The following is a 14,627-nucleotide window of genomic DNA, read 5'->3' on the forward strand; positions in this document are numbered from 1 at the left end:
GCTCGCGCGGTCCCGGTAGTCCAGTCGATAAACGTCGGCCTACCGCCGCTCGCGAACGGCGTCGTACCCCGCGGTCAGCCAGTACACCGTGCGGTCGACCGCCAGGACGATATCCCGCACCTCGATCTCACCGCCCGCGAACCGCCCGAGCAGCCCGTAGACGAGACTCGACAGGATCGACTCGAGATCCGCCACGAAATCGGCGTCAACATCGGCCAGTACCGTCATGGCAGCTGGTACAACGGCGTCGAACCCACGGCGGATCAGCCGCTCGCTCCCGGGGGCGGCCCGCGCGCGGAAATACGCCACCAGCAGGGCCGGGTGGCTCTCCCACGGCTCGAAGATCCGGCGTAGCACCCACATCAGGCCCTCGTACACCGATCCGCCCACGCCACCATACGCTTCCAAGCCCGCGTAGCGGTTCTCCTGCATCCACCAGTCCAGGGCGGAACTGATGAGTTCGTCGCGGGTGTCGTACAGCTTGTAGATCTTGGCCAGCGAGACACGGGCGCTCCGGGCCACCTCACGCATCTGAAACCCGTCGTAGCCTTCGCTTTCCACGAGTTCCACCACGGCCCGGCGGATCCGGTCGTCCGCCGTACCTTCCGAATCCGAGACCGCCGCCTGCCGCTCAGAGACCACACCGAACTCCCTTCCCGCATGCTGACAAGAGTGCTACTCTCACTAACTGGTAATCAGATTACCGCACGATAAGTGCATAATTCGCGTCCAATCATCACCGTGTTCCCTTCGGCGCCACGGCGGATGCGACGCGGTTTCCGCTCGGTTCGAAGCGAGGATCAATGGGATCATCAGAGGGCAAGGTCGCCTTCATTTCCGGTGTCGCGCGTGGCCAGGGGCGCAGTCACGCCGTGCGCCTGGCCACCCAGGGCGCCGACATCATCGGCGTAGACATCTGCGCCGACATCGCGTCCATCAATTATCCGTTGGCCACCCGGGAGGAGCTCGACGAAACCGTGGCGCTCGTCGAGGCCACGGGGCGCCGCATGCTCGGCACGGTGGCCGATGTCCGCGATTTCGACCAGGTACGCACCGCCATCGACACCGGAGTCGCCGAATTCGGGCGCCTCGACATCGTCTGCGCCAACGCGGGTATCGCGCCGATGTCGTTCGAACAGGCGCCGATCGAGCAGGAACTCGCGCAGTGGGGCGACGTCATCGGCGTCAACCTGTCCGGCGCGTTCCACGTCACCCGGGCCGCGATACCGCACCTGATCGCCGGCGGGCGGGGCGGGGCGATCGTGCTGACCAGCTCCACCGCCGGTCTGGTGGGCATGGGCAGCGTGGAGGGCGGTGGCCTGGGTTACGCGGCGTCCAAGCACGGCATCGTCGGCATCATGCGTGTGCTGGCCAACATCCTTGCCCCGCACAGCATCCGGGTCAACACGGTACACCCGACCGCGGTGAACACGATGATGGCGGTCAATCCGGCGATGATGGACTGGGTGCAGAACCACCCCGAATCCGGTGGACCTCATCTGATGAATCCTATGCCGGTGGCGCTGGTGGAACCCGAGGACATCAGCGCGGCGGTCGCATTCCTCGCCTCCGACGAGGCTCGATACATCACCGGCGTGACACTGCCCGTCGACGCCGGATTCTGCAACAAGCTGTGAACGGAGACGAGATGAGCGACGCAGCTGGGCGGGTGGCAGGTAAACGAGTGCTGATCACCGGCGCGGCGCGCGGGATGGGCCGCAGCCACGCGGTGCGTCTGGCGCAGGAAGGGGCCGATCTGATCCTCGTGGACATCTGCGCACCGCTGCCGGATATCGAATATCCGCTGTCGACGCCCGAAGATCTGGCGGAGACGGCCGAACTGGTGGAAAAGCTGGGCAGACGTGCCGTGACGGCGATCGTGGACATCCGCGACGCGACGGCCATGGAGATCGCGGTCGCCGAGGGCGCCGAACGGCTGGGCGGCCTGGATGCCGCGGTGGCCAACGCCGGTGTGCTCACCGCGGGCACGTGGGTCACCACCACCCCACAGCAGTGGCGAATCGTGCTCGACGTCAATCTGATCGGCACGTGGAACACCTGCGCCGCTGCCATACCGCACCTGCTCGAGCACGGCGGCAGCCTGGTGAACATCAGCTCGGCGGCGGCGCTGAAGGGCACCCCGCTGCATATCCCGTACACCGCGTCCAAGGCCGGTATCGTCGGCCTGAGCCGATCGCTGGCCAATGAGCTTGCCGCACACCAGATCCGGGTGAACACAGTGCACCCGACCGGCGTCGAGACCGGTATGCGACCGGACTCCCTGTTCACTCTGCTCACCGAGGTGCGCTCCGACCTCGCGCCGATATTCGGCAATGCCATGCCGGTGGCGATGGTGGAGGCCATCGATATCAGCAACGCCGTGCTGTACCTGGTCTCCGACGAGTCCCGCTACCTCACGGGCACGGAGTTGAAGGTCGACGCGGGTGTCACCCTCCGTTAGTGACACCGGCCGAATCTCATACAGCTACCACCAGTTTGGACACTCATGACAACCGACACCACCTCGAACCGGCGCACACAGGGAAGGCGCGAATTCGCAGCGGTGATGACCTGTCCGGCTCCGCGGGACACGAGCCCAGCGATCGCCGACGGCCTGATCGACTTCGTCTTCGCCGAGATCTGGACTCGCCCCGGCCTGACGCGACGAGAGCGCAGATTCATCACCCTGTCCTGCGCGGCGGACGCCGACGCCGAGCAGCCGATCGTCGATCACGTCTACGCCGCACTGAACAGCGGCGACATCACCATCACCGAGATGCGCGAAGCCGTCCTGCATTTCGCGGTCTACGCCGGCTGGCCCAAGGCCTCTCGTTTCAACGGGATCGTCGATCAGCAGTGGGAGCGCGTCAACCGCGAACGCGGCCAGCGGGTTCCACCGCCGGAACCGCTGCTGCCGTTGACCACACCCAACGATCCGCAGGCCCGGCTCGCGCGCGGCGAGCAGTGTTTCATGGAGGTCAATTGCCTGCCGTACGTCCCCGACCGCGACAATCCCTATCAGGGGGCGGGAATCCTCAACTTCGTTTTCGGCGAGATGTGGCCGCGACCGGGCCTGGGCATGAAGGAGCGGCGGCTGATCACCGTCGCCTGCGTGGCGTTCCAGGACGCGCCGTATCCGATCCTGTCGCACGTCTACGCCGCGCTGAAGAGCCGGGACCTGACGTTCGACGAAATGGACGAGTTCGCACTGCATTTCGCCGCGTATTGCGGCTGGCCCAAGGCCTCCCACCTCGATCAGATGATCGCGGAGCAGAAGGCCAGGGTGCTCGAGGAGTGGCAAGTAGAAGACCGAAACACTGTGCAGGAATAGCTATGCCGACCACAACCGCACATCCGGAACTGCCGGACGGACTGATCATCGGCGGCGATCGAGTCACCCGTACCTCCGGCGGCACGCACGCGCACATCGACCCGGCCACCGGCCGAGTCAATGCCACAGTTCCACTGGCCGGGCCGGACGAGATCGGTGCCGCTGTCGCCGCGGGCTGGGAGGCGCAGCGGGAATGGATGTCGTTCACCGCCGACCGCCGTCGCGATCTCCTCATCGATCTGGCGGATGCGGTCGCCGAGCAGATGGCCGAGTTCTCCCGCCTCAACGTGCTGGACTACGCAGTCCCGATCTCGTTGGCCGTCAACACGATTCTGCTCGAACGTTTCCTGCGGCATTTCGCCGGATACGTCGACAAGCCGCACGGCCTGAGCACCCCGGTATCCGGATCCGGCGACATCAACCTCGTCGAACGCGAACCCTACGGCGTGGTCGGGGTGATCGCGCCGTGGAACGGGGCGATGGTCGTGGCCGCGTCGTGTGTCGCTCCGGCCCTGGCCGCAGGAAATGCCGTCGTGCTCAAGCCCTCTCCCCTGGCGCCCCTAGCCGCGCTGCGCTTCGGGGAGCTCTGCACGCGCACGGGACTGCCGCCGGGGTTGGTCAACGTGGTCCCGGCGGACGCCGAGGGCAGCCAGGCCCTGGTCCGGCATCCGAATGTGCGCAAGATCCACTTCACCGGCGGCGGCGACACCGCCCGTGCCGTCCTGGCCGGTGCGGCAACGAATCTCACCCCTGTGGTGACCGAATTGGGCGGCAAATCCGCCAATCTCGTCTTCTCGGACGCGAACCTCGATGCGGCAGCACAACTATCGGCGTATCAGGGTCCGCTGGTCCAGTCGGGACAGAGCTGTGCCTGCGCCAGCCGCATCCTGGTGCACGAGTCGGTCTACGAGGCATTTCTGGAGAAGTTCGTCGCGGTGGTCCAGTCGACGAAGGTCGGCGACCCGTTCGATCCGACCGTGACGGTGGGTCCGGTGATCAGTGAGAGCGCCGCCGAACGCATCCTGAGCATCGTCGATCGCGCGGTGGCCGAGCGGGCAGGGGAGCTGATCACCGGCGGCACACGGATCGGCGGCGAACTGGCGGAGGGCTATTACCTCGAACCGACGGTATTCGCCCATGTCGACAATCGATCGGCCCTGGCACAGTGCGAGACCTTCGGCCCCGTGGCCTCGGTGATCCCGTTCGCCGACGAGGACGAGGCGCTCCGGCTCGCCAACGACACCCCCTACGGACTGAACGCCTTCGTGCAGACCGCCGACCTCACCCGGGCGCACCGAGTCGCGCGGCGCCTGGAGGCCGGTTCGGTGTGGATCAACCAGATCAGCGATATCGCACCGCAGGGCCCCTATGGCGGTTACAAGCACAGCGGCTTCGGCCGGACCGGCGGGCTCGACGGACTGTATGAGTTTTTGCAGGTCAAAAACATTCGTATCGGAATGGGCTGACTCCCGTATATCCATCACTCTCCCGCCATGAAAGGCCGGAACAATGACCGATTCAGCACTGGCCGACTATTTCTCCGACGCCGATATCGCCCAGGACCCATATGCCTATCTGGCCGCTCTGCGCGGCCGGAACCCGGTGTTCCGGGAGCCGCATCACGGTGTCGTCGCCGTCACTGGTTACCGGGAAGCCATCGAGGTGTTCCGCGATTCCGAAACCTTCTCCGCCTGTATATCCATCGGCGGACCGTTCCCACCGCTGCCCTTCGAGCCCGTCGGGGACGACATCACCGCCCAGATCGAGGAACATCGCCACGAATTCCCGATCCACGAGCACATGGTGACAATGGACCCGCCGGACCATACCCGCACCCGCGCCCTGCTGAGCAAGCTCCTGACACCGAAACGCCTGAAGGAGAACGAGGAATACATGTGGCGGCAGGCGGACCGCCAGCTCGACGAGTTCCTCGCCAACGGACGCTGCGAATTCCTCGACGAGTACGGAAAACCCTTCGCCACCTTGGTGATCGCCGACCTACTCGGTGTACCGGACAACGATCGCGACGAGTTCCGCGCGGCCCTGTCCGGACACAAGCGGCCGGGCAGCCGGGTCGGGGCGCTGAATCACGAGCCCGTCGGCGCCAATCCACTGGAATGGCTGGACGATACGTTCGGCGCGTACATCACAGAGCGCCAACGTGATCCACGCCAGGACATCCTCAGTGTCCTGGCCGGGAGCACCTATCCCGACGGATCCGTACCCTCGATCATCGAGCTGGTCCGCCCCGCCACATTCCTGTTCGCCGCCGGACAGGAGACGGTCACGAAATTGCTCAGCGCCGCCGTGCGGGTCCTCGGTGAGCGGCCGCACTATCAGCGGCTGCTCCGTGAGGACCGCACGCTGATCGGTCCGTTCATCGAGGAGGCACTGCGTATCGAAAGCCCGACCAAGGTCGATTTCCGCCTGGCCCGCAAGACAACTCGACTCGGCGACCTCGACATCCCCGCCGGCACGGTGATCATGGTGTGCATCGGCGCGGCCAACCGCGACCCCCGGAAGTTCGACTCCCCCGACGAGTTCCGGCTGGACCGTCCGAATGCCCGCGAACACATCGCGTTCGGCCGCGGCATCCACACCTGCGCGGGCGCGCCGCTGGCTCGGGTGGAGGGCCGGGTCACCCTGGAGCGCCTGCTGGACCGCACCCGCGACCTGACGATCGACGACACCGCCCACGGCCCTGCCGACGACCGCCACTACGTGTACGAGCCGACCTTCCTCCTGCGCGGCCTGCGCAATCTGCACATCACATTCACCCCGGCCTGATACACCCCGGAGACTACTGTCTTTCGCTCCCCACGAGTCCACACCCGCTACAGCTCGTGCCCAACGATCACGCATAGCGTGACGGACGGCCTCCCGAGCCAGGAAAACACTTGCACCAGGCTCGTACTGTCGAGGCGATGACAGATATCGACAGCTTGCTCGCGGCGTACGACGAGCAGATGCGGGGAACACCGCCCAACCTTCCGCGCGGGGTCAGCTGCGAGCGGGACGGTCCGCTGCTACGGATCGTCGGTCAGTTCCGCGGTTTGATCAGTCCCCCACCGGACCTCGGCGTGTCGGGTGTCGAGCTGGACCGGTTGATCACCCGTCAGCGTGACTACTTCGCCGCGCGCGGTGAGGGAGTGGAATGGAAGATCCGCGGGCACGACAAACCCGATGATCTGACCGATCACCTGCGCGCGGCCGGTTTCGTTCCCGAAGGACAGGAGACAGTTCTGATCGGAGTGGCCGACGACATGCCCGCCGAGCCGGCATTGCCGGACGGAGTCATCGTTCGCCATGTCACCGCCGACGCCGACATGCACCGGATCGCCGCCATGGAGTCAGCTGTATGGCAGCGTGATTGTGGCTGGGTCGCGGAGGATCTCATCGGCCGGGTCGGTACCGCACCAGATGAGATCGTGGTGCTCGTCGCCGAGGCGGACGGCGAGGTGGTGTCCGCAGGCTGGCTGGTGTTCCGCGAAGGCACCGATTTCGCCTGCCTGTGGGGCGGATCGACGCTGTCACAGTGGAGAGGTCGCGGAATCTACCGCGCACTGGTCGCCACCCGGGCCGCCCTCGCCATCGCCCGCGGGGTGAGGTTCCTCCAGGTGGACGCCTCCGACGACAGCGCTCCGATCCTGCGCCGCCTGGGGTTCCACGCCGTCACCACCACCACGCCTTACGTCTGGTCGCCCATGGAGTAGTCACAGACTGGACCACTCGGGACGTCCACGGATCCGGTCGACACCTGCGGTTGATGCATGTTCTCCGATTTCGGTATCGAAGTTCTTGATCTAGGAGAATAGTATATTCAGAGCTCGCAGCCTCAGCCCACGTCTCACCCGGCCGCGCCGCGAGCGGTTCCGCGCCGGGTCCGGGAGTATCCATGCGCATCATCCCCGCCGAACTGGTCACCCGCTACGAGGCCGAGGGGTGGTGGTCGCGCGACACGCTCGGCGACATGCTCGCTCGCGCCCTGGCCGCCGCACCCGATACCAAGTTTCGGGTGCATTCGCAGGTACGACCGTATTCGGGCACGTTCGGCGATATCGAGCGGGTCGCCCGCCGGCTCGCCGCGGGACTGCGGGAGCGGGGGGTGGGGCCGGGCGATGTGATTTCGTTCCAGCTGCCCAACTGGATGGAGGCGGCCGCGACCTTCTGGGCCGCGACCTTCCTGGGCGCGGTCGTGGTGCCGATCGTGCACATCTACGGCCGCAGGGAGGTCGGCTATATCCTCGACGCGGTCTCCCCGCGCGTCTTCGTGACGACCGATCGGTTCGGCAGCATCGAGTACGACCCGGACACATCCGCGAACGTGCCGATCGTCGGGGTCGTCGGCGGCACCACGCACCCCCACCCGAATCGGATCGACTTCGAGGACCTGCTGGCCGCGACGCCGTTCGAGGGCGTCACCCCGGTCGACCCCGCCGGGACGGCGCTCATCGCGTTCACCTCCGGCACCACCAGCGCGCCCAAGGGCGTCGTCCACAGTCATCAGACCCTCGGCTGCGAGACCCGCCAGCTCGCCGAGCACTTCCCGCCGGACCTGGGTCCGCAGATCACCGCCGCGCCGGTCGGGCACTTCATCGGCATGCTCAACGCCCTGCTCATCCCCATCCGCGACGGTATCGGGGTCAACCTAGTCGACACCTGGAATCCGCAGCTGATCCTGGACCTGATGGTCAGCCACGGCATCACCGTCGGCGGCGGCGTGCCGTACTACATGACCAGCCTGGTCGATCACCCGAACTTCACGCCCGAACATCTGCTGCACATGAAATACGCGGGCATGGGCGGCGCGTCGGTGCCGGTCGCGGTGACCGAACGCCTGACCGACCTGGGCCTGATCGTCTATCGCTCCTACGGCAGCACCGAACATCCGTCCATCACGGCCTCGGACTGCACCGACCCACTGCGCAAACGCCTGTACACCGACGGCGACCCGCAGCCCGGGGTGGAGATCCGCCTGACCGAGGACGGCGAAATCCTCAGTCGCGGACCGGATCTGTGCCTGGGCTACACCGACGACGCGCTCACCGCGGCCCGCTTCGACGCCGAGGGCTGGTACCACACCGGCGATATCGGAATCCTCGACGAGAACGGCTATCTGACCATCACCGACCGGGCCACCGACCTGATCATCCGCGGCGGGGAGAACATCAGCGCGCTCGAGGTCGAGGAGGTGCTGATCACGATGCCCGGCATCGCCGAGGCCGCAGTCGTCGCCGCCCCGGACGAACGCCTGGGTGAACACGTCGCGGCGGTGGTGCGTATACATCCGGGCAAACCCGCACCCGATCTGGAAGACCTGCGCGCGCATTTCGCCGAGGCCGGGCTGGCCAAGCAGAAGTGGCCCGAGCAGCTGCGCATCGTCGAGGACTTCCCCCGCACTCCCAGCGGGAAGGTGCAGAAGTACCGCATCCGCCAAGATCTGAGGACGATTGCCAGTGAGCAAGAACGAGAATAAGATTCTCCCAAACAGATAAGAAGGATCTCATGCCCGTCCGGACCCTACCTCGCTCGGCTGCTCGGCGTATAGCGGTCGACACCGGCGGAAAAAGTGACGGCAGCGCGCCGCGACGATGAGCGGCGACACGACGAAGGGCCAGTAAGTGTGGGAGAGCATTCCCGAACTCGTGCTTAGTTCGGCGGACCGCTTCGGTGACGCCGAGGCGGTCGTCGACGGGCCTGTGCGGCTGAGCTTCATCGAGCTCGTGCACCGGATCCGCTGCGCCGCCGGAGCATTCGCCGACTTCGGTATCGCACCCGGGCAGCGGGTGGCGATCTGGGCGCCGAACAGCGCCGACTGGATCATCGCCGGATTCGGCGCGCTGGTCGCGGGTGCGGTGCTGGTGCCGGTGAACACCCGGTTCACCGGCGCCGAGGCCGCCGACGTGATCACCCGGTCCGGCGCCCGAATAGTCCTGGTGCAGAAGGGCTTCCTCGGTAAGGATTATCTGCCGCCGGTGCGGGTTCCGGTCCTGGGCCTGTCCGAATTCCTGTCCGGAGGAAGGCCGTTCGAACATCCGGTGAGCGGCGACGCGGTCGCCGACATCGTCTACACCTCGGGCACGACCGGAAAATCCAAGGGCGTCATGATGAATCACCATCAGACGCTCCGGTTGTACGCGGAGTGGTGCGATCTGGCAGATCTGCGCGAGGGTGACCGGTACCTGATGGTCAACCCGTACTTCCACACCTTCGGCTACAAGGCCGGGCTGATCGCGGCGTTCACCCGCGGCGCGACCATGCTGCCGGTGCCGGTCTTCGACACCGCGATGGTGGGCGAGCTCATCGAACGCGAGCGGGTAACGATGCTGCCGGGACCGCCGACGCTGTACCACTCGCTCATGGAATCCGGTGGTACACACGATCTGTCGTCGCTGCGGGCGGCGGTGACGGGCGCCGCCGACATTCCGGTCGAGCTGATCCGCCGGGTCCGCCAGGAGCTGCCGTTCACCTCGATCATGACAGGCTACGGGCTCACCGAGGCCGGAACCGCGACCGCCTCCCGTCCCGGCGACACCTTCGAACAGATCGCCACCACCGTCGGAACACCCTGCGACGGTGTGGAAGTCGGCATCGCCGACGACGGCGAGGTGCTGATCCGCGGCTACAACGTGATGCAGGGCTATCTCGACGATCCGGTCGCCACCGCGGCGGCGATCGACGCCGACGGCTGGCTGCACACCGGCGATCTGGGCGACCTCGATCCCGAAGGGCGGCTGCGCATTTCGGGCCGCAAGAAGGATATGTACATCGTCGGCGGGTTCAACGCCTACCCGGCCGAGATCGAGGGCATGCTGCTGGCCCATCCGGCGGTGGCACAGGCCGCGGTGATCGGCGTCCCCGATGCCCGGATGGGTCAGGTCGGGCGCGCGTTCATCGTCGCCAAGGGCCCGCTCACCGAGACCGAGCTGATCGCCTGGAGCCACGATCGGATGGCCGGATACAAGGTCCCCCGCTCCGTCGTCTTCCGTGACTCCTTGCCGCTCAACGCGACCGGCAAGGTCGTCAAAGATCACCTGCGGTAGACACCGGCTCGGGATCCGGGCGAATCGGCCAGGGTTCGCCGTCTCCGTCGGCCACCCGCTGCCGGTACACGTCGATCTTGTGGTCCATCAGCTGGAGTTGCTCACCGAGAGTGGCGAGTTCGTCGACGATCCGGGCGCGGTGCGATTCGAACAGTTCCAGACGCTCGCGCTCGTTCCCCGGTCCCGACCGCACCATGTCGATGTAACGGCGGATGAGCTCGATGGGCATGCCCACGCCCCGCAACCTGGTGCACACCTGGATCCAATGCAGCTCCGCGGCGTGATAGCGACGGCTCCCCCCGCTCGTGCGGCGCGGCGGCTTCGGCAGCATCCCGGAACGCTCGTAGTACCGCAGCGTGTAGACGGTCAGGCCGGTGCGCCGGGCGGCCTCGGCGATCGAGAGCCCTCGTTCCGGCACGGGCTGTGTGGAATCGGCGACGGACACTGCTATCCCCCGTCCTGTCCGGGTGGGACGTGATGGATTCGAGAATTACCACTTGATTTACAGCGCACTGTCAATCGTAGCGTCGATCTCATGACGAACACCGCGAGCGAACCGCTCACCTTCGAACCCCTCACGGTGGCACAGCTCAGGGACCGGGCCAAGGCACTGCGCGCCGAACTCCCGGACAGTGCCGCCGATGTCGACGCGCGCAACGTCGACGCGACGGACGGGATGCGCCGTCTCCAGGAGGCAGGCCTGTTCCGATATCACCTGCCCATCGAATACGGCGGAATCAGCGACGCCGACCCGACCAGGCACGTCGAGGACTTCTTCGAGATCATCTGCGATGTGATGGCCGGCGACTCCAGCGCGGGAATGAACTATGTCGTCCAGACGCTGGTGACGCTCCAGATCTTCGATCCCGGCAACGGTCTGCCCGAGAGCACGAGGCGCGAGATGGCCCGCCTCATCCTCGAGGACGGCGTCCGGTTGGTCGCCTCCAATTCCGAGACCGGCAGCAGGACAGGGCCGGTGACGGGACGGCCGGTGGACGGCGGCATCCTCGTGAACGGGACCAAGACGTTCAACACCAACAGCGGCGGCGGTGGCTGGGCGCTGGTCGGCCTCGCCCTGGAGGGAAAGAGGGAGCGCCGGCACGCGCTGGTACCGCTGGATCAGGACGGGGTGACCTGCCGGCACGACTGGGATGTCATGGGGCAGCGTGGAACACACAGCCAGACCATCGACTACCGCGACGTGTTCGTGCCCGACGGATACTACTTCGGCAGCGTCATGACGCCGATTCTGGTCACCTATGTCTACCTCGCGCACTCGGCGATCATGCTGGGCCCCGGTTACGGGGCGTTCGACGCGGCGGTGCAGTACGTCCGCGGCCTCGACCGGGCGAGCCTGCCGGAGTTCGCGTCCGCGACCGAGGATCCGCTGATTCGAAAGCGCATCGGCGAGTTCGCCGTTCGGCTCGACTGCGCGCGGGCGTTCCTGCTGCGCTGCGCCAAGAAATTGGAGACCTGGCAGGAGTCGTTCGGATCCGATACGGAGGCCTCGATCGAGGCGTTCTCGGTCAAGGTCGCCTGTGTGCAGGCCGCCCTCGAGGTGACCAGCGGCATCTTCGATCTGACCGGCGCACGCAGCACCTCGTCGAAGTACCGGTTCGACCGGTTCTGGCGCAATGCGCGAACCTTTTCCCTGCACGACCCGACCGATGCCAAGGACGTCTGGATCGGTGACTGGTACCTCAACGGCAAGGAACCGCCGGTCGTCGCGATGCTGCGCGTCTGACGTCCGATCACCGCGTCGGTCGCTGCCGGATCGCGCTCAGGCGTCCAGGATTTCACGCAACAGCACCTTGTCCGGCGCTCGGGTCGCGACTGTTCGCGCGAGGCGCTGCCCATGGTTCGCGCCCTACGCATCCGCTGTCGAATACGTTGCCGCTCACTCTCATCGGCGTGATGATGTGAGCGGCGGCGTTCAGTCTGCCGTGATATCGCGTAGGAGCGCTTCGCCCCGGGCCTGAGCGCGTTCGACCACACCGCGTCCCGGGGCGGAATGCACACGGCCCGCCTCGATCGCGGCGATCGCCTCCTCGGCCACCTGGCGCGGGGACAGGATGGCCTCCGGAGGTGCGAAATCCCGCATGGATCTGCCGGTGTTCGCATCGGCCCGGATCGCGCCCAGCGCAGCCGAATTCGCGCCCAGCGCGGTGTCGACCAGGCCCGGGCACAGCACCGTCGCGCCCAGTTCGGCCGACACCTGTTTCAGCTCCGCGTCCAACGTTTCGGTCAGGCCGACCACCGCGTGCATGGTGCCGGTGTACGGTGTGCGGCCGGGCAGCGGGGCCAAGCCGCCGGAGGAGGCGGTGTTGAGGATGTGCCCACTGCCCCGCGCGATCAGCAGCGGCGCAAAGGCTTTCACGCCGTGGATCACGCCGAGCAGCTTCACCGAGATCATCCGCTGCCAGGTGGCCGCGTCCTGCTCCCACATCGGGGCCGCCGGGCACACCACACCGGCGTTGTTGCAGACGATGTCGACGCGACCGTAGGCGTCGAGGGTTCGCTCGGCCAGCAGCCGAACCGAATCCTCGACGCCGACATCGGCTTTCACCGCCAGCACCTGCGCACCGCGGTCCCGCAACATGGCCTCGGCCGAGACCAGGCCATCGGCGCGGATATCGGAGAGGACCAGCCGCACATCGCGTTCGGCCAATGCCTCGGCCAACCCGTAGCCGATGCCGCTGGCACCGCCGGTGATGACCGCGACCTGTCCCTTCTCGATGTGCATGTATTGCTTCTCCCGTCGATATCCTGCACAGACTCCGTGGTTCCCACGCAGCCGCCTCGCGATTCCCACAGACCGACCGGTCATTCCCGCGCGCTCGTGGCAGGAATCCACCTGACGCACAGGCTGTTCCGGTGGATCCGGCCACAAACGCGCCGGGATGACGAGGCCGTGTACTCGGTCAGGACGCGGGTTTCACTCCGGCGGCGTGTTGCGCCTGGAGTTGGTTCCACTTCTGCGTACCCGCGACGAGACCCACCGGGATGGCCATCGCGGTGCCGACCGCGATCGCGCCGACGCCGCCGACCGCGATCGCACCCAGGGCACACCCGCCGACCATCGCGGGCACGGTCAGCGTGCCGAGCGAGACGATCGTCATCAGGGTGCCGCCGGTGACGACGCCCAACGGGCAGCCGATGACCATGCCGCCGACCGAACCGATCGCCGTGCCCGCCGCCATCGCCGCGCCCATCGGCCCGTTGGCCGCTTCGATCGACTGACTCAGGTCGGACATGGGGTCACCGCCCGCTACGGGGGCGGCGGGCGCCGGTGCGGTGGTCGCGGCTGCCGTCGCCGGAGCGATCCCACTGCTGTCCGCGGTGGCGGTTCCCGTGGCGACGGCGACCGAGGCGGCGGTCAGAACGCCCAGGGCAATGCTCTTACTGGAGAGGTTCATGGCTGGCTCCTATCGTCCCGTGGCCTGGCTCGGCACCGGGGCGGCGATGAATCCCTCGGCGTGCAACTGGGTGTACTGCTGCTGCATGGCGGTCGCTATCGCGGGTGAGCCGCTTATGATGCTGCCGACCGTGCCGCCCACGAAACCCAGTCCGGCGGCGCCGATGATGCAGCCGCCGACGATGCCGATCGGCGTCAGCGTGCCCAGGCTGGCCACCGTGGCCAGCGAACCGCCGGTCAACGCGCCCAGCGGGCAGCCGATCACCATTCCCGCGCCCGTGCCGATCACCCGACCGAGGGTCGAGTCGTTGGCGAACGCACCGGACACCGCGACGAAGGCCTGGGTGTAGGCCGTGACCGGATCCGTGGCGGCGGGCGGCGCGCTCGGCGCCGCGGCGGCAGGGGCGGGGTTCTGCTGCGGTGTGGCGGACTCGGCGGCGGCCGTACCGGCCGCCAGCGTCGTGGCCATCACGGCCATCGCGGCCACAGCGGCCGCACGGGGAAGGTGATGCATCGTTGCTGCCCTCATCACTAGAATCGGAATCTGTACATCGAGAATGATATTCTCTCGCAGTGAGAGAATAGAACGCGTCGGGGGTCGCGGCGTAGAAATTCACAAAGGGTATGCCCCCCATATCAGGGCGGCATGGATCGGCGGACCGCCCACCGACGCTACCGCGACCAGTACGCAACAGCCTTCACCCAGGCCCTCGACCAGCGACCCACGCGGGGTGTATCGTCGATCACACAGCATGAGAGTGACATTCTCGTAAATGGAGACTGCTGATCTCATGCGATCGCATACGGGCACCGCATCCGGTTCTCACGAGTAGCGAGG

Annotated in this window: 14 protein-coding genes; 9 read left to right on the forward strand and 5 right to left on the reverse strand. The window is 66.7% G+C overall.

Going from position 1 to position 14,627, the window contains the following annotated elements; genetic code table 11:
- Positions 1–39: 39 nt before the first annotated feature.
- On the reverse strand, positions 40–642 hold the full coding sequence (locus tag JZ791_RS05330) for a TetR family transcriptional regulator (protein WP_308162785.1): 603 nt from the start codon (positions 640–642) through the stop codon (positions 40–42).
- A 161-nt stretch (positions 643–803) separates the two neighbouring features.
- Between JZ791_RS05330 and JZ791_RS05335 the strand changes: the two genes are divergently transcribed.
- From JZ791_RS05335 to JZ791_RS05370, 8 genes are all read left to right on the forward strand, one after another.
- Positions 804–1,637 carry a mycofactocin-coupled SDR family oxidoreductase gene (locus JZ791_RS05335; RefSeq protein ID WP_216893025.1) on the forward strand — a complete coding sequence of 278 codons (834 nt, stop codon included), beginning with the start codon at positions 804–806 and terminating at the stop codon, positions 1,635–1,637.
- A gap of 11 nt (positions 1,638–1,648) precedes the next feature.
- The gene (locus JZ791_RS05340; RefSeq protein WP_216893026.1) at positions 1,649–2,461 is read left to right on the forward strand and encodes a mycofactocin-coupled SDR family oxidoreductase; all 813 of its coding nucleotides are present in this window, start codon (positions 1,649–1,651) and stop codon (positions 2,459–2,461) included.
- A 45-nt stretch (positions 2,462–2,506) separates the two neighbouring features.
- Positions 2,507–3,331: a carboxymuconolactone decarboxylase family protein gene (locus JZ791_RS05345; RefSeq protein WP_216893028.1), complete on the forward strand. Its 825-nt coding sequence runs from the start codon at positions 2,507–2,509 to the stop codon at positions 3,329–3,331.
- Positions 3,332–3,333: 2 nt separating this feature from the next.
- Positions 3,334–4,797 (forward strand): aldehyde dehydrogenase family protein, encoded by a 1,464-nt coding sequence (locus tag JZ791_RS05350; protein WP_216893029.1) that lies wholly within the window; start codon positions 3,334–3,336, stop codon positions 4,795–4,797.
- Between the two features lie 43 nt (positions 4,798–4,840).
- Complete coding sequence (locus JZ791_RS05355; RefSeq protein ID WP_216893030.1) at positions 4,841–6,118, forward strand: cytochrome P450; 1,278 nt, start codon at positions 4,841–4,843, stop codon at positions 6,116–6,118.
- Between the two features lie 137 nt (positions 6,119–6,255).
- Positions 6,256–7,044, forward strand: coding sequence for a GNAT family N-acetyltransferase (locus tag JZ791_RS05360; RefSeq protein WP_216893031.1), 789 nt, complete (start codon positions 6,256–6,258; stop codon positions 7,042–7,044).
- A gap of 182 nt (positions 7,045–7,226) precedes the next feature.
- The gene (locus JZ791_RS05365) at positions 7,227–8,807 is read left to right on the forward strand and encodes an AMP-binding protein (RefSeq protein ID WP_216893032.1); all 1,581 of its coding nucleotides are present in this window, start codon (positions 7,227–7,229) and stop codon (positions 8,805–8,807) included.
- 145 nt (positions 8,808–8,952) lie between these two features.
- Positions 8,953–10,374: a FadD3 family acyl-CoA ligase gene (locus JZ791_RS05370; protein WP_216893033.1), complete on the forward strand. Its 1,422-nt coding sequence runs from the start codon at positions 8,953–8,955 to the stop codon at positions 10,372–10,374.
- Here JZ791_RS05370 and JZ791_RS05375 read toward each other — a convergent pair.
- Positions 10,355–10,819: a MerR family transcriptional regulator gene (locus JZ791_RS05375; RefSeq protein ID WP_216893034.1), complete on the reverse strand. Its 465-nt coding sequence runs from the start codon at positions 10,817–10,819 to the stop codon at positions 10,355–10,357. The two genes, JZ791_RS05370 and JZ791_RS05375, sit on opposite strands and share 20 nt — an antisense overlap.
- A gap of 90 nt (positions 10,820–10,909) precedes the next feature.
- On the opposite strand from JZ791_RS05375, the gene JZ791_RS05380 reads away from it, so the two are divergent.
- Positions 10,910–12,118, forward strand: a complete 1,209-nt coding sequence (locus JZ791_RS05380; RefSeq protein WP_216893035.1) for an acyl-CoA dehydrogenase family protein — start codon at positions 10,910–10,912, stop codon at positions 12,116–12,118.
- 189 nt (positions 12,119–12,307) lie between these two features.
- Here the strand turns inward: JZ791_RS05380 and JZ791_RS05385 are convergent, their stop codons facing one another.
- The 3 genes from JZ791_RS05385 to JZ791_RS05395 all read right to left on the reverse strand — a co-directional run bounded on the left by JZ791_RS05385 (position 12,308) and on the right by JZ791_RS05395 (position 14,318).
- Complete coding sequence (locus JZ791_RS05385; RefSeq protein ID WP_216893036.1) at positions 12,308–13,117, reverse strand: SDR family NAD(P)-dependent oxidoreductase; 810 nt, start codon at positions 13,115–13,117, stop codon at positions 12,308–12,310.
- A 178-nt stretch (positions 13,118–13,295) separates the two neighbouring features.
- On the reverse strand, positions 13,296–13,790 hold the full coding sequence (locus JZ791_RS05390) for a hypothetical protein (RefSeq protein ID WP_216893037.1): 495 nt from the start codon (positions 13,788–13,790) through the stop codon (positions 13,296–13,298).
- A 9-nt stretch (positions 13,791–13,799) separates the two neighbouring features.
- A complete protein-coding gene (locus tag JZ791_RS05395) occupies positions 13,800–14,318 on the reverse strand; it encodes a hypothetical protein (protein ID WP_216893038.1) in 519 nt (172 codons plus the stop codon).
- Positions 14,319–14,627: the final 309 nt, after the last annotated feature.

Source organism: Nocardia alni (assembly GCF_019038435.1).
Taxonomy (GTDB): Bacteria; Actinomycetota; Actinomycetes; order Mycobacteriales; family Mycobacteriaceae; genus Nocardia; species Nocardia alni.